The organism is Acinetobacter sp. WU_MDCI_Abxe161 (assembly GCF_025514355.1).
GTDB lineage: Bacteria > Pseudomonadota > Gammaproteobacteria > Pseudomonadales > Moraxellaceae > Acinetobacter > Acinetobacter pittii_E.
The window spans coordinates 148,505-168,831 of the sequence record NZ_JAHPTU010000002.1 but is presented as its reverse complement, the minus strand read 5'-3'; the positions used below and the strand labels follow the sequence as shown (position 1 = coordinate 168,831).

At 36.7% G+C, this 20,327-nt stretch carries 22 protein-coding genes and 1 other RNA gene; 10 read left to right on the top strand and 13 right to left on the bottom strand.

What is annotated here, in order from left to right:
• The first annotated feature begins 68 nt into the window (after positions 1-68).
• From KTI78_RS02650 to KTI78_RS02640, 3 genes are all read left to right on the top strand, one after another.
• Positions 69-1,664, top strand: a complete 1,596-nt coding sequence (locus KTI78_RS02650) for a hypothetical protein (protein WP_262445105.1) — start codon at positions 69-71, stop codon at positions 1,662-1,664.
• A 140-nt stretch (positions 1,665-1,804) separates the two neighbouring features.
• Positions 1,805-2,194, top strand: coding sequence for a hypothetical protein (locus KTI78_RS02645; RefSeq protein WP_000433899.1), 390 nt, complete (start codon positions 1,805-1,807; stop codon positions 2,192-2,194).
• Positions 2,195-2,236: 42 nt separating this feature from the next.
• Positions 2,237-2,815: a glycoside hydrolase family 19 protein gene (locus KTI78_RS02640; RefSeq protein ID WP_262445104.1), complete on the top strand. Its 579-nt coding sequence runs from the start codon at positions 2,237-2,239 to the stop codon at positions 2,813-2,815.
• A gap of 162 nt (positions 2,816-2,977) precedes the next feature.
• On the opposite strand, the gene KTI78_RS02635 is transcribed toward KTI78_RS02640, so the two are convergent.
• The 10 genes from KTI78_RS02635 to KTI78_RS02590 form a co-directional block, all read right to left on the bottom strand.
• A complete protein-coding gene (locus KTI78_RS02635; RefSeq protein WP_262445103.1) occupies positions 2,978-3,598 on the bottom strand; it encodes a hypothetical protein in 621 nt (206 codons plus the stop codon).
• Between the two features lie 40 nt (positions 3,599-3,638).
• Positions 3,639-4,937, bottom strand: coding sequence for a Y-family DNA polymerase (locus tag KTI78_RS02630; RefSeq protein ID WP_262445102.1), 1,299 nt, complete (start codon positions 4,935-4,937; stop codon positions 3,639-3,641).
• 2 nt (positions 4,938-4,939) lie between these two features.
• Positions 4,940-5,434 carry a LexA family protein gene (locus KTI78_RS02625; RefSeq protein ID WP_262445101.1) on the bottom strand — a complete coding sequence of 165 codons (495 nt, stop codon included), beginning with the start codon at positions 5,432-5,434 and terminating at the stop codon, positions 4,940-4,942.
• A gap of 141 nt (positions 5,435-5,575) precedes the next feature.
• Entirely contained in the window at positions 5,576-6,970 is a 1,395-nt protein-coding gene (locus KTI78_RS02620; RefSeq protein WP_262445100.1) for a PIN-like domain-containing protein, read from the bottom strand.
• Positions 6,971-7,044: 74 nt separating this feature from the next.
• On the bottom strand, positions 7,045-7,668 hold the full coding sequence (locus tag KTI78_RS02615; RefSeq protein ID WP_262445099.1) for an SOS response-associated peptidase: 624 nt from the start codon (positions 7,666-7,668) through the stop codon (positions 7,045-7,047).
• 131 nt (positions 7,669-7,799) lie between these two features.
• The gene (locus KTI78_RS02610; RefSeq protein WP_262445098.1) at positions 7,800-8,477 is read right to left on the bottom strand and encodes a hypothetical protein; all 678 of its coding nucleotides are present in this window, start codon (positions 8,475-8,477) and stop codon (positions 7,800-7,802) included.
• 302 nt (positions 8,478-8,779) lie between these two features.
• A complete protein-coding gene (locus KTI78_RS02605) occupies positions 8,780-10,132 on the bottom strand; it encodes a tyrosine-type recombinase/integrase (RefSeq protein WP_262445097.1) in 1,353 nt (450 codons plus the stop codon).
• A gap of 149 nt (positions 10,133-10,281) precedes the next feature.
• A non-coding RNA gene (ssrS, locus tag KTI78_RS02600) (6S RNA) lies at positions 10,282-10,466 on the bottom strand.
• A gap of 190 nt (positions 10,467-10,656) precedes the next feature.
• Entirely contained in the window at positions 10,657-10,941 is a 285-nt protein-coding gene (locus KTI78_RS02595; RefSeq protein WP_016141863.1) for a cell division protein ZapA, read from the bottom strand.
• A complete protein-coding gene (locus KTI78_RS02590) occupies positions 10,938-11,498 on the bottom strand; it encodes a hypothetical protein (RefSeq protein WP_016141862.1) in 561 nt (186 codons plus the stop codon). Before KTI78_RS02590 ends, KTI78_RS02595 begins: the two co-directional genes overlap by 4 nt.
• 64 nt (positions 11,499-11,562) lie before the next feature.
• Here KTI78_RS02590 and KTI78_RS02585 point away from each other — a divergent pair, with 64 nt between their 5' ends.
• The 5 genes from KTI78_RS02585 (at position 11,563) to KTI78_RS02565 (ending at position 16,510) form a co-directional block, all read left to right on the top strand.
• Positions 11,563-12,192 carry a UPF0149 family protein gene (locus tag KTI78_RS02585; RefSeq protein WP_005802891.1) on the top strand — a complete coding sequence of 210 codons (630 nt, stop codon included), beginning with the start codon at positions 11,563-11,565 and terminating at the stop codon, positions 12,190-12,192.
• 67 nt (positions 12,193-12,259) lie between these two features.
• Positions 12,260-13,582, top strand: coding sequence for a Xaa-Pro aminopeptidase (pepP, locus tag KTI78_RS02580; RefSeq protein WP_262445096.1), 1,323 nt, complete (start codon positions 12,260-12,262; stop codon positions 13,580-13,582).
• A 31-nt stretch (positions 13,583-13,613) separates the two neighbouring features.
• Positions 13,614-14,822 carry a 2-octaprenyl-6-methoxyphenyl hydroxylase gene (gene ubiH / locus KTI78_RS02575; RefSeq protein WP_262445095.1) on the top strand — a complete coding sequence of 403 codons (1,209 nt, stop codon included), beginning with the start codon at positions 13,614-13,616 and terminating at the stop codon, positions 14,820-14,822.
• Positions 14,819-16,051, top strand: coding sequence for an FAD-dependent monooxygenase (locus KTI78_RS02570; protein ID WP_262445094.1), 1,233 nt, complete (start codon positions 14,819-14,821; stop codon positions 16,049-16,051). Before ubiH ends, KTI78_RS02570 begins: the two co-directional genes overlap by 4 nt.
• A 207-nt stretch (positions 16,052-16,258) precedes the next feature.
• A complete protein-coding gene (locus KTI78_RS02565) occupies positions 16,259-16,510 on the top strand; it encodes a hypothetical protein (protein ID WP_002117665.1) in 252 nt (83 codons plus the stop codon).
• Positions 16,511-16,547: 37 nt separating this feature from the next.
• Here KTI78_RS02565 and KTI78_RS02560 read toward each other — a convergent pair whose 3' ends face one another.
• Positions 16,548-16,949, bottom strand: coding sequence for a Cd(II)/Pb(II)-responsive transcriptional regulator (locus KTI78_RS02560; protein WP_262445093.1), 402 nt, complete (start codon positions 16,947-16,949; stop codon positions 16,548-16,550).
• Positions 16,950-17,014: 65 nt separating this feature from the next.
• On the opposite strand from KTI78_RS02560, the gene KTI78_RS02555 reads away from it, so the two are divergent.
• Positions 17,015-17,659 (top strand): cation transporter, encoded by a 645-nt coding sequence (locus tag KTI78_RS02555; RefSeq protein ID WP_224993168.1) that lies wholly within the window; start codon positions 17,015-17,017, stop codon positions 17,657-17,659.
• 50 nt (positions 17,660-17,709) lie between these two features.
• Here KTI78_RS02555 and KTI78_RS02550 read toward each other — a convergent pair whose 3' ends face one another.
• Positions 17,710-18,312 carry a LysE/ArgO family amino acid transporter gene (locus tag KTI78_RS02550; protein ID WP_016141856.1) on the bottom strand — a complete coding sequence of 201 codons (603 nt, stop codon included), beginning with the start codon at positions 18,310-18,312 and terminating at the stop codon, positions 17,710-17,712.
• Between the two features lie 110 nt (positions 18,313-18,422).
• On the opposite strand from KTI78_RS02550, the gene KTI78_RS02545 reads away from it, so the two are divergent.
• On the top strand, positions 18,423-19,313 hold the full coding sequence (locus KTI78_RS02545) for a LysR family transcriptional regulator ArgP (protein ID WP_262445092.1): 891 nt from the start codon (positions 18,423-18,425) through the stop codon (positions 19,311-19,313).
• 2 nt (positions 19,314-19,315) lie between these two features.
• On the opposite strand, the gene rsmI is transcribed toward KTI78_RS02545, so the two are convergent.
• Positions 19,316-20,152 (bottom strand): 16S rRNA (cytidine(1402)-2'-O)-methyltransferase, encoded by an 837-nt coding sequence (gene rsmI, locus KTI78_RS02540; protein ID WP_081174889.1) that lies wholly within the window; start codon positions 20,150-20,152, stop codon positions 19,316-19,318.
• Between the last annotated feature and the right edge of the window lie 175 nt (positions 20,153-20,327).

The following is a 20,327-nucleotide window of genomic DNA, read 5'->3' as shown; positions in this document are numbered from 1 at the left end:
TATTAATTAATTTCAAAACCTACTGATTTCAAAAGAAAAGTTAAGTTTAATTTAAAAAGGCGAAAGAAATGGAAGTGTATGAAAGTATTAGTGACCTATTAAATATTCAAAATCCTGTGAATGGGAAAACTGTTTATGTGAAGTCTTACCATAATGGTTTAGCGATTGGAGGAGGCCATTTTATATATGATTCTAGTAAGGCTGCACAAAAAGATGATGTAGTTGTTTTTAATGGGTGGGTTCGTCAATTTATAAACCAGAAGGAATATGATGCGACGTGGGGTGGAGCAATCCCTAATGGAGTATCCGATGCGACAGATGGAATCCAAAAAGTTTTAAATATTATGCCGGCTTATTCTAATTTAAACTTTCCAGTTGGAACGTTTCTAATTAATACAATTAAAATAAAGCAGCTTGGCATTCGATTTATTGGAAAAGACCGTATAAATACAGTTCTAAAATTTAGAGTAGTTAATGATTGTATAAAAATAAAAGAAGCATGTGGATTTCATCATCTTAGTATTATTGGAACTGGCGTATTTAATCATGATGTATTAATTCTTGATGAAAAAGATCACAATAGAGCAGATGTAGATGTTGATATAAATGATTGCTATTTATCAGAATCTCAATACGCAATTCGAATTTTTGGACGTGGAGTTATAGTTGATAATAGTTCTTTTTTTAACATTCGTATTGCATGGCTAGATTTAGAATTTCCTGCACAAGATGTTTTTGAGCCTGGCCCTTTCAATAATATGAATGCCAGACAGGGTATGAGGGGCTATATTTTTAGAAATAATCGTAACCATTATTCACCTTGTTATATGGTTAAGAATATTGGCTGGAATTCAGAGAATGCTAAAGGTTTCTTGATAACGGGAAATCAGCTGGAAGGTGGGAGTCGTTTAATTTTTGGTGCTTGTCGCGAGGCTACAATCTCTGGAAATATTTCCTATCATCGGACGGCAGATTGGAAATATATCGAGGCCACATCTTTGCAAGATATTGTAATTTCGGGAAATACATTTTATCAATATGAAGATTCAGATTTCCCAGAAACTCCAGACTCAGGCGAGTTTATAACTATTAACAAGTTTGCTAAGAATATTACGATTACTTCTAATAATTTCAAGCGTATTGGTCAGAGTTTAGTGCGTATTTATACTGATTCAAATACGTTGAACTCAAATATTACTATCAAAAATAATCATTATGAACAATGCTTTAATTCAAGTGCGCCATTGTTAAATATGCAAAGTGGTAAATTTGACCAAGTAGAAGTTGAGGAAATTTTATCTGCTCCGAATGATACTTGGATAGCGGTAACACGTAATGCGGGACTTTCCGTAATAAACCATCTGATAAAAGTGAGTGCTATTGGTAGTTCCTTTATTCACAACTTATCAAGAGCAGTAAGTTTGGGTTCTACTTATAAGCAAGGAGTCTATGTTGGAACAGGGAGTAGCACAACAAAGGAGTTACTGATTGGTTATGAGCCGAGATTACTCAAAATTCAAGCCAGTGATGGAACGGTTTGTTTATTGCCTTATGGAACAAGTTCAATGGCTAATGGCATAACAGGGGTGAATATAAATGGAATTGCGACACTAACAGGAAATGCTAACAAAGAAAATGTCATATATTTTTGGGAGGCTTCATAACAGTAATAAAATTAATTGTTAAGCCATTCAATTAATTGTTTTTAATTTAATAATGAAGTCCTGATCTCATTACTTAAAACCAAGCCCTTTGCTTCACTAGCTTAGGGCTTTTTTATTGTCTAAATTTTCTGGAGAAACAAATGGAACCAGTTTCCACTAGCGGCTTTACAGCACTATTAAAATTTTATGGGTTTGCAATTGTAGTGGCTTTGGCGGCCAGCTTGGTTGTAGCAGTCGTATTAATGACGCGTATGCCACGTTCACCACAAGAGTGGGCTGTAGGTTTGATCTGTACGGTTGTTTCAAGCCTTGCAGGTGGCTCATTCATTATTGTGAAGTGGGGGCTTCATGAATGGGTTACTGATATATGGGGGATGATTGCACTTGGTGGGTTCTTCTTCGTTTGTGGTTTACCCGGTTGGGCTTTAGTTCGCTGGATCTTTAATTTTATTAACAAACAGGAAGGTAAGACGATTATTGAAGTACTTAAAGAAGTTAAGAAAGCCAAAAACGATATTACGAACAGTTAATGCCGCCTTCGGGCGGTTTTTTTACATCTAAAGGAAACCGAAATGAACTTTTGTAATTTACAGAAAACACTTGGTGTTGTAGTTGATGGAAAGATTGGACGTGGCACTCTTACTGCCTTATTTAAGAAACTTGGCGCAAATCAAAGTCGAGCTGAAGAACTTGCTTTAGCTGCAAATGTACATTTAAAAGAATACGCAATTTTGTACAACGAGTTACGCTTTGCGCATTTCATAGCTCAGCTTGCACATGAGTCAGGTAACTTTCGCTATATGGAAGAAATCGCATCCGGTGCAGCATATGAAGGGCGTAAGGATCTAGGCAATATTATGGCTGGTGATGGAGTTCGCTTTAAGGGACGTGGGCCAATCCAATTAACTGGGCGTGATAATTATCAAAAATATAGCCGAGCATTAGGTATTGATTTTGAATCCCACCCCGAACTTGTCGCAATACCAAGTATTGGTTTACTGGTTGCGTGTAAGTTTTGGGCAATCAATGGCCTTAATGAGCTTGCTGATCGTGATGATTTACTAACTATTACTCGCCGTATTAATGGTGGTACAAATGGTTTGGATGATCGTAAAGCCAAACTAACTAAAATTAAGAGCTGGATGACATGAGAATCTTAGCTCTGCTGTGCATTCTATTATCAGGATGCACAGCTCATACGATCAATAGCAATGTGAATGTAGGTATTTGTGTGAAAGCCCTTTGAGGAGGGCCTATAGCTTTATGCTTTAATTTGAGGTTGAGGTGGTTGAGGACTTTTATCAATAATTAATTTATCGCCCTTTATTACTCTTACAGGCGGCGGTGGTGGTGGTGGTGGAATGTTTTGATTTTGACTCATCGAATTTCCCTTCAAGTTTGTGACCAACATAAAATAAACTAACAATTAGAGTTAAGACTAAAATCGAGTAGGAGCTGCTTGCAATCTTAGTCAGCTTTGTTTGACGATCTACATTATTTAAATAATATGCTGAAGAGCATTCCGCATATTGGTTTATAAGATATAGATTAAATTGTTCCCTCACATATTTTTCAATTTCTTGCTGACTTGGTGGAGTGGCACTATTAGTTGTGAAATGATTTTCTAAAACTATTCTATATTGCTCCATTTCAATATTAGAATTTACTAATTTATCGTATTTATGTTTTGAAATACCATAAAAATTAATAATAATCGCCACTAAATAGAATAAACAAAATATCCACAAGCCGACAACTAACGCAAGTTGAGTTTGTGATAATTTTAATAAAGCATCAAACATTGTAAAATTTGCAGTTATGCAGGCTGTTATAAATACGGAAAATATAGCCATTCTCGTATATATTTTTTCTTTCATGTCAATTTGGAATAAATATTCAGCTTTGTAAAGTTCTAATCTTTTTTCTAGGTCCATTTTAATACTACTCTTTTAGTCCTTGATTATTATATTTGTTTTAATTTCTTATTACTAATAATTCATCCCATCTAAACGGATTTCTGCTTAATTTATCCCGCGACATTGACCAGTTCCGATTGGGTATAAAGCAAGGTCCGACACCCAGTTTTTTCTTTCCAAACTTACTATGGATACCATCCATAGCCTGCATCAAACATTCCTTTTTCTCTATGTGCTCAAAGTCGGTTAAGAGATCATAAGTATGGCCAGACTTTGGTTCTAAACTAGTTAATATTACTCCGCACTTCTTATACTTAATTCCTTCTTTATAAATATCGTTCAACATCCTTGTCGCTGCTCTAACAAAATCAACTGCGCAATCCGTGGGCTCAAAAAACGAACCTGTGATTGATTTGTTGTAGAACGGCACATTGGAATCGAAAGGATTTGACTGTACAAAAGCAATCATACATCCGCATAAAAGCTCTTCATCACGTAGCCTTTTACATGCATCTTGTGCATACATTGAGATTGCTTCTTTTAAGTCATTCAGTTCAGTTACGCGACCGCCAAAAGATCGGCTTGCTACTATTTGCTTTTTTGAGGGTGGGGTGTGCTCGATCTCAATGCATGAAATACCTTGTAGTTCATAGATAGTACGAGCCATCACAATTGAAAACTTTTTTTGCATCTCTCGAGGTTCAGCACAGGCTAAATCAAGCACTGTATTAATTCCCATGCTTTGCAACTTTTTTGAGTGCTTACGGCCTACACCCCAAACTTCAGATACTTCAATTAATGAGAAGTAATATTCTTTGTTGCAAGGATCCATATTTGCGAGATCGCACACACTGTTAAAGCCCGAGTTCTTTTTTGCTATATGGTTGGCAATCTTCGATTCTGTTTTGCTTCTACCGATACCGACGCAAACTGGTAAACCTAACCATTTCCATATTTGTTGGCGCATTTGCTGACCGACTTTTTCTAAATCAAAGTTCTTTTCATAAGCTGTGAAATCAACAAAGCATTCATCTATAGAGTACGGTTCTACTTCTTCATCTGTAACATACGAAGCAAGGATTGTATGAAAGCGCCGTGACATTTCTGCATACATTGCGTAGTTGCTTGAAAGTACAAGTACGTTATGTTGTTGAACAATGTCTTTAACTTGAAAAAGAGGCACACCCATTTTAATGCCTAAAGCTTTTGATTCATTACTACGAGCAACGGCACACCCATCGTTATTGCTGAGCACAATAACGGGTTTGTTGTTTAAACTCGGGTCAAAGACTCTCTCACAAGAGACGTACATGTTATTGACGTCAATCAGGAAAAAGACTTTGTTCTCATGTTTCATGACTAATTTCTTATCATTTTAATGATGTAGGTAACAACGCCCCAAATTATTAATTCTTGGCCATCCAATAGATAAATATTTTTATAGTCGGGATTTTCTGCTTTTAGCCATTTGCCTTTTTCATCAATCATTAGGCGCTTAACTGTAAAATCATTATCGATTAGTGCCACGACAATATCGCCGTGTTTTGCATCGAGACTGCGATCGACAATTAGTTCGTCATCAATATCAATACCTGCATTCAGCATTGAAAGGGAAGCAACTTTGACAATAAAAGTTGCAGTTTCATTTTTAATTAGGTGCTCATTCATATCGAGAGCTTTGTCGATGTAATCTTGTGCTGGGCTGGGAAAACCTGCTGAAATCTTCTCTAGAGCATAGGGGACAAGCATGTGAGTAGTTGGTATAACTTGCTTGATTAATAAGGCTTCAGATAAAACAGCCCCTTGTGTGAGGTACGGTTTTATCTGGATAATGGATGGTGCAATTTCGCTCATAGAATACCCCCTAACTTGAATTTGTAACATATTCAAGATGATATGCTAGAGCTTAGTTAAATTTCAAATTTAAAAAGTTGTGGATAAATAATGACTAGTCACAACTTGTCGCACATTATTGTGCATTTGGTCGGAAATTCATCATCTAGCATTAGTATCTATGTCAATTAGTAAGTTGACGACCCGTATAAGCCTTTGAAGTAACTCTAAAAATCCCTCTATTTTAGGTTTATTAGATGGGTTATTAATATGTTCAATTACTGCATTACACTTAATAACATACTCTTTAATTTCTTCGTACTTCTTATCGAAAAAAGGAAAATTGGGTAATTTTATATTTTCCAAATTAATAATTTCTAACTTATTTAAATTCTCAATTTTTAAATTTAAATCACTTAAATCTTTAAGTAATAAAGGATCAAATGAAAGATTAAGATTAGGATGATTTTGAATAATATTTTTAATTTCTTTTTTTAATATATTATTTATATCTGAATTTTCAGTAAAAAAATCTTCCACATCTTGATAAGTTTCATTAACTGAAAGTGAATTTTTGATATCATCTACTGAACTTGGGTTTAGTCCGACGTTTAGGAATGAAGTAGTATATTTTAAAAAATTATTGATGTCGAAAATATAAAAGTCATCTACAGATGATTCTATAAATATCTCTTGTTTTAATTCAGGTCTAGCGCCAAGAATTTTCTTTCCATTCAAATTCTCGACTATTCTCCAATCCTCTTTTACATCTTCACTAATAAAAATTATATTTTTAATGTTGGGGTCTTTTGAATATTCGATAATTTGTTTAAATATTAATAAATCGCCAAACTTAGACTTATATGTTAAGCCATTAAATGTAAAAACTTCATTTTCTTTGACCTTTTCATCTTTATAACCAGGAGGAGTCATATTTTTATAGCGATTCTCACCATTCCTGAAGATCTCATCCAGTTTAGCTTGAGTATCAAAAATATTGTTACCCAGACTATTTCCACTAAAAATGTAGTCAAACTCTTCTCTTATATAATCTTTTGAGGTTAAGTAAATTTTATCTTGATCTATATCAGTTATTAAGTCTCTAATCTTACCGACTTCCTCTTTGAGTAAATCTTTAACGTCTTCAATTTCTGATGAGATATTATTAATTATATCCTCTATTTTAGTGTAAATATTTAGATGCTTGGTTTTACTAGTAAATTTATTTTTAAATGTATGGAGAATTTTATCATCAAATGAAATTGAGTCTAAAAAATCATCGGTCTCTTTTTGCATATCTTGAATATAAATTCTGTGATTTTTTATAACTTTCAATCTGTTCCTTTGGAACTCAAGTGCAACATGGTAAGGAATCCATAGTCTTGAATTTAAGAATTTCAAAATATTTATAAAATCTTCTCTAGATTCTTTCTGAAATGAGTAAAGGCTTAATAAAACATTAGTATCCAAAATGAATCTTGTATTGGGGCTGTTCCAAATAGATTTTAAATAATCATCTTCGTGATTTTCGTAAAAAGAAATAAAAGCGTCTTTCATAAGTAATAGATTTTTCTAAAGTTTAGAAAAATAATTTATATGACTTCTTTTTGAAAATCAACAAGAAGGAAAGCCTATCTTTTTCGCATGCAATTAACTGCTGTAAATTCACCTAGAGGCAGCTCAAAGAAAAATTGATCAGCCTCTTCTTTTTTACAGTTTAGCCAATCTTCTCGATACTCTTCAGGAATAATGATGATAGATCTTTTCTCATCTTCTGGTTTATGAAACTGCGACATGAAAGGGTGATTATCAGCATTGATTGTAAGCATAGACATTGATCTAACTTGTTGACCATCAATCACAGTCGAATCATAAATAGCAGCAACTGTAAAAGGTAAGCCGTCTTCACGATAAATTCCCCAGCGTTCAGCTTTCCCATTCACATAACGTGGTTCATAAATCTTTTCGACTGGTATTAGTGCAAATTGGCTTTTAGCCCAAGCATGTCGGAAGCTCGGCTTTTTATCTACCGTTTCAGTTCTAGCGTTATATGTATATTTTGAAAACTTTAGGTCATGATTCCAAGGTGGAATCATGCCAAACTTTACTTGTCGCCATTCAATATGGCCATCTTTAGAAAATATAAGAGGACAGTCGTAACCCGGATAAATATCGGCTTTATAGTCAAACGTAGGCTCGAAGAGATCTAGTAGGTGTACCCGGTCTTTTGAAATAGGTTCGTAGTTTGCGCACATGTCTAATTCTTCTTCAAGTCTACTTCTAAATATACTTTCCCATCGAAGTTTTGTAAAAACAATACAGTTTCATAGAAAACATTTGCTAAATTGTTAACTAAGAAAGCATATCTAATAAAAAAGTTTCAAATCTATTTTATGAGTATGTATGCCTCTAATTCTTTTAAAGTTTTATTCAATTCTCTTAAAATGTTTTTATAACTTTCTTCTTGCATCTTATAAAAATCATCAACAGTTACCTTATTTGTATAGGCATGTTTGAAGTTTTCACCAAAAGTTTTTAGGTGCGGAGCAATTGAGTGTAAATTTTCGTTAAATTGAGGATTATCTGATAATTTCCCTAGATAGATAGTCTTCTGAGTAGAATTTATAATTGTTTCCATTGCTCTATCAACATGTATTTTAATTCTTTGACTATCGTTAACATACGTTTCAGTTAAAAAATTTAAGTCTTTTAAACCTCTAATTGCTGTGAAATTATGTGAAGCTTCGTTGATCTCTTTCCAAATTATTTTAGCCTCTTCTGCTAATACAGTTTTATTGTGTTGCTCTTTCCAAATATCATAGGCATAAATAACTACAAAGCTTGCAAATAAAGTTGCAACCACACTCAACATTGATAGATATAACGTCATATAATCTTTAATTGTTGCATTGTCTTGTGCTAAAGGAAGCCTAACACAACCGCCCCAGAACACATTAATAATGATAGTTCCTGCTAAAATTAATAAACCAAGAAAGCCAAAAGCAAAGATTATTAGATGATTTTTTGCTAAATTTCTTAAATAAACTTTTATTGCGCCTTTCATAAATATGCCTTTTTTGAAAATTATGAATAATAATGTTTAATGAAATGGATAAACTATACTTGTTTATATCGTTTAACTATTAACATGAACTACTTGCTATATGCAAAGTTTCTCTTTATTTAGCTTCTTACCACACTCATAACTATATAATTATTCTGTAAGCCCAAGGACCAGCCTGTCTCTTTATAAAATGGTTCACCATATTTAATTGTGTGCTGGATATAAAAGTAAACCCAATCTTTCATTTGCTAATTCTCAATGTCTAGTAAGTGATTTAATATTTAGGGCTATCTTAAGCCTAGCTATTCATGATATCTGCTTATAATAATATTGTTATGCTCAATCCACTTTTCTTGCATATTCCTTATTGATTTTTGTTCAAAGTAAATGCGGTTTTTGATCAAAGCTTTTGAAATATCAGATAACACAACATTTTCAATCATATTCATAGCTTTTCGAAGATCGTCAAAAGTCACTTGAACATATCCATCGGTTACATCGTTGTCATCATCACCAACCATGTGATTGATGAGTTTTTTAATTGTGTAACTACCAATCGCTAGACTATTTGCAATAGTTCCGAAGGTTCTCCGCAAATCATGAAATGTAAATTCAATACCAGTTGCTTCAGTTATCGTATGACGAGCTTCCCGCTTATCAACGATATGTGAATCTAGGGTATCTCCAGCGAAAACGTACTTATTATTGCCAGCAAGCTTTTTACGTTCTGCCAAGACATACCAAAGCATTTCTCCCATCGGTAGGAGAAGGTCTTCATGATTTTTCGGATCCTGAATTTTTATAGTTCCATATTTTAAGTCAACATTTGCCCATTCTAGTGTTTCACCTTCTTCTCTTCGGAATCCGGTTAGGATCAATAGGAGTAAGAAGTCCTGATTTGTGTAGGCGCGATGATTTAAATTTTGATTGCCTGCCCACCAAGTCGTACACACGGCAAGTGACCAGTCGTGTATTTGGTCTGCTCGAATATATCCCTTACGACGTTTTATCTTGTTCCATTTCTTCTCTTTGTAAATAACTCCAACAGGGCTTTTTTCTGTGATAATTTTTTCATCATTATCGTTATATAGAATTGAAGCGTTGAAGTTGTAGACAGCAGATAGAAACTTCATTGCAAGATTTGCTTGCGCTAAACTCCGCACAGATAAATCCATATGCTTGTTTAAAGTCATTTTCTGAGAAATTTCAGTAATTTTGATGTCTTTCCAATCTTTAAAATAATCATTAGCACATCGGTCGTAAGCATTGATCGTATTAGCGCTTAGCTTCTTTTTACTTTTGTAGACTTCATAGGCTTGTTCAAGCGTTGGGATTAATTCATTTGCTTCTTTTTCGGATTTAAAGTCATTCTTTAATTGTCTTTTTTGAGCAACCGGATCAATGCCTTGGTGCATCATTAACAATATCTTTTTAGCTTCTGTACGTGCTTGCTCAAGTGTGTATACACCATGTTTACCAATAGACTTTCTTTTGTTTCGGCCGTCAGGCATTCTCGTTTCAACAAAATAGGTTTTTGACTTTGTTGCAATTAAGCCAAAACCAATAGTAACTGAGTCACGATAAAATTTACTTCCGCTTTCTTCGAGGGGGATGCTATCGATAAATGTTTTAGTAAGCTTATATCTTTGGGTCATGATGACTTAAAAAGTACGAAACGATACGCAGCAATATACCACAATATTTTTAAAGCCTACTATAAGCCTATTTTTGATTAATTGGGTGAAAAATAATAGGTTTTTAAATTGATACGTCTTGTCGTAAGTTATTGTTTTTATATTAAAATAAATGCTCCGAAGATGCCGCTGCATGTGTCGTTACCCTGAACCCGATGAGTTCAAGGTGGACGCGACGTATACTTGCTGGGTTTCCTACTCGAAGGTAGGCATACACTCTAAATATACAGAACGCAATCCATAAGTTTAAGTATCGGCAGGGGAATAGACCCGCTGGCGAACATCCCAGAGATAGCTTAAGTATAACCGATCTGACCCTGATGGCAATCACTTGAGTTTATGGAACTGTAAACTTAGTTTGCGTTTGATGAAGCTTTGTACATTAGAGTACAGAAAATCATATTCAACTGGAGTTTTACTCTCAATAAAAATGCCTTGCATCTATGTTTTAGAATACAAGGCATTTTTGTATTGATAGAAGTTGATTAAACTACTTGTTCAACTTCTTCTAAAATTGTTTGCAAGAGGCGTTCGCAATGAGTGTATTCCTGCAAAGATTTATTAAGGCTCAGCACTTCTTGAGTTAACTGTAGGGCAACCATAATGACTAGTTTGTTGTGCTCAACACGTGGGGCACTACGGCGCATATCATTAAACTTCTCATTGAGTAGCTGTGCTGCACGTTCAAGTTCATCTTTTTTATCTGCGGTAGTAGCGAGTCTAAAAGTCTGCTCAATCAGCCTAAGCTCTACCATGACTTGTTCACTCATGATTGGGTCTCCTCACCAGTTTCAGCATTAGGATGGGCAAGCTGCTGGATTTCTTGGGCATGTTGATCTTGAGCGGTGCCTAAAATTCCCAAACGTTGAATGATCGCTTCAACTTTTGATTTGGCAAGCTCATTTTTTTGTAACAAACGATCACGATCTTGTTGTAAATCATGCAGCTCTTGCTGGGTTTGACGCTGGTGGGCTTGTAACTTTTCTTTTGCAACACGTAATTCATTGCGTTCAGCAAGAATTTCCTGAAAACGATTTTTTAAATCAGTCGTGCTCTTTTCTAATCGGCTATAACGTTCAGCAAGTGTGTTAGCATCTTGATTCAACTGTTGAAATTGGCCTTTTAACTGAGTGAGTTGCTCAGTTACCGACTCAATTTCCTCTTGTTTTTTAGTGATAATACTATTTTTTTGCACAACTTGTGCGTGATGCTCTGTTTCAGCCAGTTCTTTAGCTTCTGAGAGGGCCGCATGTTCACTCTCTAAATGATGTAAGCGTGTTTTTAAAACGCTAATATGCGCTTGTAGCCGCTGTAATTGTTCTAACATAACGAGGTCGCACAGAATTGCAATCAAAGGTAATATATACAAAGTATAGAGATTGGATAAACGAATGCAAGACGATATTTCAGGCTGGACAGATTGGAACGCTCATTTTGAAGGAATTGAAGAAATTTCAAGCCCTAGTGAGTTACATGGTCTGTTAACAGGTATTGTTTGTGTGACAGAAGCGCCTACGCGTGAAGAATGGTCACAAATTTTAACAACCCTTAATGTGCCAGAGTTAAGTGAAGATGCTTTAGCACTTTTAACTGACGAAGCAGAAGATGTAGTTCATGCTTTATCGGAAGACGAATTAGATTATCTACCAATGCTTCCAGACGATGAACATCTACTTCAAGAACGTGTGCAAGCATTATCTGATTGGTGTGCAGGTGTTGTATTAGGTTTCGGTTTAGCATCTGGTCATGTGCGCGGTGATGAGCGCGAATTGATCGAACACCTTCAAGATGTTGCAGCAGTCGAATTTGAAGATTCTGACAATGATGAGGAAGGCGAAAGCAGTTACGAAGAATTGTATGAATTTGTACGCTTAATCCCGGTGAGCTTGTCTATTGGCAGAAAAAAAATCACTGTAGCTGAAAGTTCTTTATTGAAAAACTTTCATGCAAAAAGTAAAACTGCTGCTCTAGGTACAGATCAGAATATTGTAGAAATGTTCACACCACATCGCCCAAGCTAATTGAGGCGATGTGTTATTGGTTGTATTTTATTTTTTGACTTTAAAATTCTAAATCAAGTAGATCATTATGAAATTGCCTCAAGCTGATTTTCAACATCGTAGAGACCGTCTGGCAGAAAAAATGGGTCCTAACAGTATTGCAATTATTGCAACGCGTGAGGAGATGTACCGTAATCGTGATGCGGATTATAAATTCCGTGCCGATAGTAGTTTTTTCTATTTGACGGGCTTTGCTGAGCCTGAAGCAGTTGCAGTTATTGAAACCTTTGAGGATGTAACTGACTATAGTTATAGTCTTTTCTGCCGTGAACGTAACCGCGAGATGGAAATCTGGAATGGTTACCGTGCCGGAATTGATGGCGCGATTGAAGACTATGATGCAGATGAAGCCTATGCAATTGATCTGCTTGATGAAGAAATTATTGAAAAGTTATTAAATAAAGAGCGTCTTTATTATCGGATTGGGCAAAATGCTGCATTTGATGCACGGGTAAGTCAGTGGATTAAAAAAGCAGATGCTGAGCACCGACATCAAGGTGCTCCGGCTCAACTGATTCAGCTCGACCGTATTTTGGATGAAATGCGTTTAATCAAGTCACCACAAGAACTTGAGTTGATGCAGATTGCTTCAAAAATTAGTGCCAAGGCACATACCCGTGCGATGCAAATGGTGCGTCCAGGTATGATGGAATATGCACTTGAAGCCGAACTCAATTATATTTTTGGGCAAAATGGCTGTGTCCCGTCTTATAACAGTATTGTCGGTGGCGGCGCCAATGCTTGTATTTTGCACTATGTTGAAAATAACCAATCACTCAAAGATGGTGATTTGGTCTTAATTGATGCTGCATGTGAATATGAATTCTATGCGTCAGATATTACCCGTACTTTCCCGGTAAATGGTAAGTTTAGTGCTGAGCAAAAAGCATTATATGAAGTTGTATTGGCTTCCCAATACGCTGCCATTGATGCAGTACGTATTGGTAATTCATACCGTGAGCCCCATGAAGTAGCAGTTAAAATTTTAACTGAAGGCTTAGTGGATTTAGGTCTGCTCAACGGGGATGTTAAAGAACTCATCGAAACCGAAGCATACCGTCAATTTTATATGCACGGTACAGGCCATTGGTTAGGTATGGATGTACATGATGTCGGATCTTACAAAAAAGGTGAAGACTGGCGTCAATATGAAGAAGGTATGGTCGTTACCGTTGAACCAGGCTTATACATCGCACCAGACGATGAAACTGTAGATAAAAAATGGCGTGGTATTGGTATTCGTATTGAAGATGATGTAGTCGCAACATCGAAAGGTCCACGAGTTTTAACTGCTGATGTAGTTAAAAATATTGCAGATATTGAACATTTAATGGCGCAAGCTAAATCATAATTAAACGTATTCGCCAAAGGAGCACAACTCGATGCAACAACAAGTGATTATTGTAGGTGGGGGAATGGTTGGACTTAGCCTTTCACTCATGCTGGCGAAGGCTAATATTGCAGTAAAGCTGTTAGAGGCTGTGAAATACCCAAACTATGATGATCAAAATGTTGCTCCTTATCATTCTAGTTTTGATGCGCGTAATACCGCTTTATCGCGTCGTAGTGTACAGATTTACCAAAAGCTGGGGTTGTGGGATGCATTACAGCAACATGCGACTCCAATTCTACAAGTTCACATTACTGAACAAGGTAGTTTTGGTAAGGCGCGCTTAATTGCAGAACAAGAAAAAGTCGAAAGCTTTGGGCAAGTGATTGAAAATGCTTGGCTTGGCCGTGTTTTATTGACTCAAGTACGTCAGCAGCCTTTGATTGAGCTGATTGATGGCGTACAGGTGACTGCTTTAACTCAAGATGCTGAACAAGTACATATTGAAGCCAAGCGTGGAGACGAAGTCTTAAAACTTGAGTCAAAACTACTAATCGCAGCAGATGGACGTGACTCTTTTTGTCGTCAGGCAATTGGCGTCGGTGTTGATGTTCATGATTATGATCAGGTTGCAATTGTTACAACTGTTCAGACCTCAAAACCTCATGACCAAGTAGGATTTGAGCGTTTTAGTGCATTAGGTCCTTTAGCTTTATTGCCTTTACCGGGTGAATACCGCCGTTCGGTTGTATGGCCTGTAAAAAAAGGCACAGAAGGTGAGTGGTTAGGCGATGAAAATGATCAGCACTTCTTAAATGCTTTACAACAAACTTACGGTGACCGAGCGGGTAAATTTGAAAAAACCGGCAAACGTTTTAGTTATCCACTTTCGCAAGTGCTTGCACATAAACAAGCTGTAGGTCGCGTTATTTTAATGGGTAATGCAGCGCATACCATCCATCCTGTTGCCGGACAGGGCTTTAACCTATGCCTACGTGATGCGGATGTTTTGGTGCGTTATTTAGTGAACCAGCTAACCGCTTCTGATGATATTGGTAACCCTGATAATTTACTTGCCTATGAACAAGCCCGTTTGTCAGACCAACAACGAGTGATTAAGTTCTGTGACACTGTGGTTCGTGGTTTTAGTAACCAAAATCCATTATTAAAATTAATTCGTAATACGGGATTAATTGCATTTGATGTCATTCCGGGTGTTAAGCCACTGGTAGCGAACTATGCAATGGGGCTAAAAGCATGAGTGAAATCTTAGATGTTGTCATTGTTGGTGGTGGACTGGTTGGTGGTTTAACTGCTTTATTGCTTGCCCAAGGCGGTGTACAGCCTACTGTGCTTGATGCTGCTCCTGTACTGGATGTTGAAAAGACACTGGGTGTGATGAACCCGCGTGTTTTAGCCCTCAGCCAAGCGACCATTCATTTACTTAAAACTGTCAATGTTTGGGATGATCTGGCACGTCAAATGCCTTATACGGGCATGCAGGTGTGGAATCTGAATGGCTATGGTGAAATTAATTTTGGTCATGAGTCCATACAAAGACCAATGCCGGAGCAGTCCTTGGGTTCTATGGTTGAGCCAAGTGTATTGAATGTTGCTATTCAACAAAAAATGCTTGAGCAACTAACAGATTATCGCACTCAGGTTCGTGTGACTCGTATTGAGCAGGGTGTGGGGTGTTGGCATATTCAATTGGCAGATGGTACTACACTTAAAACTAAGCTGCTTATTGGTGCTGATGGCGCCAATTCATTTGTACGAGAACAGGCTTTTATTGATCTAGACGTATTAGATTACAAGCAAGCAGCGATTAGTTGTGCCATTAAAACGTCTAAACCCCACAATTATGTGGCTCGCCAAATTTTCTTACCGACCGGCCCTTTAGCATATTTGCCGATGGCTAGCCTTGAAGAAAGTGAGAATGGATACTGGCAATCCATTGTCTGGACACTACCTGATGATTATGCCGATGAATATTCAGCTTTAACTGATCATGAATTTATGCAGCTTTTAACTCGAGAAAGCCAACATATGTTAGGTGAAGTGTTAGATGTTCGTTCAAGAGCACAATTCCCGCTTAAAGCTCGCGCTGCAAAACAATATGTTAAAGCTGGTTTAGCTTTAATTGGAGATGCAGCACATGTTATTCATCCACTTGCTGGACAAGGGGTAAATATTGGCTGTCTAGATGCAGCTGTACTCTGTGATGCACTACTACATGACTTAGCACGTGGTGTATGGGCAAATGAACAGACATTGTTGCGTTATGAACATCGCCGTAAAGGCCAGAATGATGCAATGATGCATAGCATGTCAGCAATTGGCTGGCTAGAAAGCAGTGAGCTATTTCCATTTATTTGGGTTCGAAATATGGGACTCAAGCAAGTTGAACAAATTTCGTTCCTAAAGGAGCGTTTTATGCAACAAGCAAATGGTTTAGGGGCTTTACAAAACACCCAGTATAGTCGTTAAAATAATTACGTAGTTTATGCTCTACTGGTCTAAAAAAATATCAGTAGATATTTTTTAAACAATCATTTATATATCATTACCAATTCGGTCAAAAAAACTACGGATTTGACCATTTTGGCTCTTTGCTAAATGCAAAGAGATTGCTAAATTTCTGAGGTCTTGGGACCATAGCGATGATGCAATAAAAGTCATTGTGGGGAGTGTGAAATGTCAGATATCAATGATTATGAAGATGCAGAAGATTCTGCTGTAGATGAAGATGAAGCGAAAGCGGCCGAAAGCGGTGCAGCTGATGAAGAAGCAAGCAGTATTAATGATACTGACATTGCGGAGGCAGAAACGCTGACTGTGACTGCTAAACAAAAACAGCGCCAAGCGTTGGAAGATGAAGTTGCCGCATTTCTAGCTCGAGGGGGAAGAATTACCGAAGTTCCTCCAGATGAGCATAGTGACCATTAATTCTAAAAAGCATCACAAGAGTGATGCTTTTTTATTTTTAAGGAGCGCTTTGAAGTTCTTTCAAAATCCCACACTCATCTACTGTTCGATTGGTAGAACAGTGTTGTTTTAAATCAATTAAAGATTCTTTTAAAAGTAATAATCGTTCGATTTTTTCAGATACTTCAATCAAGTATTTATTCACCAAATTATCAACTTCTGTACAAGCCTGTTTCGGTTGAGCTTTCATTTCTTTTAACGTTTTAATATCGTTGAGAGAAATATCTAATTCACGGCAATGCTTAATAAATAAAAGGTCCGCAAGGGTTTGCTCTGTATAAACGCGATAATTATTTTCTGAGCGCTGAATATGGTCCAGCACACCTACTTTTTCGTAATAACGGATCGTATCAATTGGAATACCCGCTTTTTTTGATAATTGACCAATAGAAAGACTCATAAGACTTGACTCTGGAGTTACTCAAGGGTTTTTAATCACTATAAAAGAGTTTTTGAGGAAATAAAATGGCTGGATGTGGTTGTGCTTCAACATGCTCTCCTACCAAGAAAGTCAGTCCACGTTTTAGAAAAGCGTTATGGATTGCGCTTGTAATTAATGCCTTAATGTTTGTGGTTGAAATCTTGGGGGGATACAAAGCCCAATCTGTTTCACTTTGGGCAGATGCATTAGATTTTGCCGGAGATGCAGCAAACTATGCATTATCTTTAGTCGTTCTTTCGATGAGTTTATATTGGCGTGCGACAGCGGCACTACTTAAAGGAATAACGATGGCAGCTTTCGGTGTTTTTGTCATTACGAAAGTGGTCTGGTCATATTTTTATGGAGTTCCACCGGAACCAATGGTCATGGGGGCAATTGGAGTAATAGCCTTAATTGCTAATGTTTCTGTCGCCCTTATGCTTTATGCATTTCGTGATGGTGATGCCAATATGCGCTCTGTTTGGTTGTGTAGTCGAAATGACTCAATTGCCAATATTGCTGTAATTTTAGCGGCGGTTGGAGTGTTTGGAACAGGCAGTGTATTTCCCGATTTATTGGTTGCCTTTGTCATTGCTTACTTGGGAGTATCCTCCGGCTACGCTGTTATAAAACAGTCACAGCAAGAAAGAAAACAGGCAAGAGTTGTGCTTGGCAGTGAAGCATCATAAAGAGCAATAAAAAAGGATCTTTTATAGGATCCTTTTTTACTTTTAAGCCATTAAAACAAAAGTGTTAGGGCAATACACCACATAATACATCCAATAATGAAATCTAAAATTTTCCAAGCTTTAGGATTGGTAAATAACGGCTTCAATAATTTTGCACCATAACCTAAACTGAAAAAGAAGATCCAAGAAGCAAGAATACTGCCTAAAGCAAAGCTAATTTTATCTTCTAGCTGGGTTGCTACAGAACCAATCAAAACAATAGTATCTAAATAGACGTGGGGGTTAAGCCAAGTAAAGGCAAGACAGGTCACTAATGCTTGGGTTAAAGTCTGTTTTTGACCGTTATCAAGCTCCATGCCTTGGGTAGTTTTAAATGCAGCATAGAATGCTTTTGCACCGTAGACTAATAAAAACGCTGCCCCTAAATATTTGGCAACAGTAATTAGGATTGGTGATGCAGTCATGATTTCGGCAAAACCTAATACACCAAAAGCGATTAGAATCGAATCAGACAATGCACAAATTAAACATAGCCAAAATACGTATTGTTGTTTCAGACCCTGTTTTAGAACAAAAGCATTTTGAGCTCCAATGGCGACAATAAGCCCGCTACCAATACCGAAACCTTTAAAAAATATACTAAGAGATAACATGACAATAAGTAAGTTTGAAAAAATCAGATGGGGGAATTATCTGTCTTTTTATTAAAAAATAAGTAAAATTAAGAATATTTAGGTTTGGCTAAAAATAATTTAGGTTTGATATGCTCGATAGTAAACAATGTGAAGCTTTTCTGGCTGTAGCAGAAGTAGGGAGTTTTGATGCAGCAGGTGAGCATTTATATATTACTCCGTCGGCAGTATCGTTACGTGTACAGGCCTTAGAAAAATATTTAGGGCAGATCCTAATCATACGTGGGCGTCCCTGCGTACTCACTCAAGCAGGGCAAACTTTATTGCAACATTTACGTCATACCAGACTGATGGAGCAAAATTTATTACAAGGTTTAATGGGGAAATCTTCCGAATCTGAATTTTATAAAATTGCTTTGGCTTCGAATGCAGACTCATTAGCCACTTGGCTTTTACCATGTATTCAGCAAACGCTTTTTAAAGAAAAAATTGTATTAGAACTAAAAATTGACGATCAATCTCACACACATACTTTGCTTGAAACGGGACAGGTCAATGCATGTATTACAGCAGAAGAGCAAGTTATGGTGGGTTGCTTAGCTCAGCTTCTTGGTAAAATGCGCTATAAAATGCTGGCATCGGCCGAGTTTGTAAACCGGTGGTTTAGTGGTGGAATTAACCGAGAAGCTTTAAGAAAAACGCCGGCAGTTATTTTTAACCATAAAGATTTAATGCATTCGGAGGTTTTATTAAAAGGATACGGTTTACCGATGCAAAGTTATCCTTATAGTTTTATTCCAGCAACAGATGCTTTCGTTAAAGCAATTCAACTAGGTTTAGGGTATGGCATGGTGCCCGAGCTACAGGTTCAACCATTACTCGAAAATGGAACACTTGTTGATATTATGCCTGAGGCGCAACTTGATATTCCTTTATATTGGCATCATTGGAAAAGGCAGTCGAAGCAACTTGATGCACTGACTGAAACGATTGTTCAGTCAGCAAAACAAATATTGAGATAAGTTTAAGATTGGGTTAACTCAAGCGCACGTTGATAAGCAACTTTTTTCTTAATACCTGTTAAATCGGCAGCAAGTTGAGATGCTGCTTTAACTGATAAGTCTTGAAGTAAGCGTTTTAAAAGCTCATCTAGTTTTTCTTGTTCAAGATCTGTTTTTTCTGGTGCGCCGCCAACTACAAGTACAATTTCACCTTTTTCTTGGTTATGGTCGTTTTCAATAAAGCTGACCAAGTCTTTTAAGGTCATTTTTTTGATCGTTTCAAAGGTTTTAGTGATTTCACGTGCGAAACCAACTGGGCGATTTTCACCAAATACCTCTGCCATATTTTTTACACATTCTAAAATACGGTGGGGTGCTTCATAGAAAATTAAGGTTTGAGTTTCATTTTTGAGTTTTTCCAATTGAGAAATACGTTGAGAAGCTTTTGATGGTAAAAAGCCTTCAAAACTAAAACGGTCACTTGGTAAACCAACTGCACTTAAAGCAGCAATTGCCGCACATGCACCAGGCACAGGCACAACTCTAATACCATGTTCTTGAGCAGCACGAACTAATTTAAAACCGGGGTCGCTAATAAGCGGCGTACCTGCATCACTAATTAAAGCAATATTGTCGCCCGCAAGTAATCTTTGAACTAACTGCTCAATTTTATTGCTTTCATTATGATCATGACATGCAGTAAGTTGAGTCGATATATTATAGTGCTTAAATAGTTGTGCTGATTGACGTGTATCTTCGGCAGCGACAATAGAAACTGATTTTAAAATATCAATTGCACGGAAAGTCATATCATCTAAGTGCCCGATTGGGGTGGCTACAACGAATAACTGAGCACTCATTTGGTTTTACTCCGTACAGATAAACAATTTTAATCGGGTAGTTTACCCGAAATTATGATTTGGGCGTGAACAATGTCTGCTAACCTTGGCTTTTCGAAAATGAAGTGATTTTCATTTGTTCAATTTAAGTCAGAAAATACAGAGAGATTTAACAAAAACTTAAGCATAAAAATAT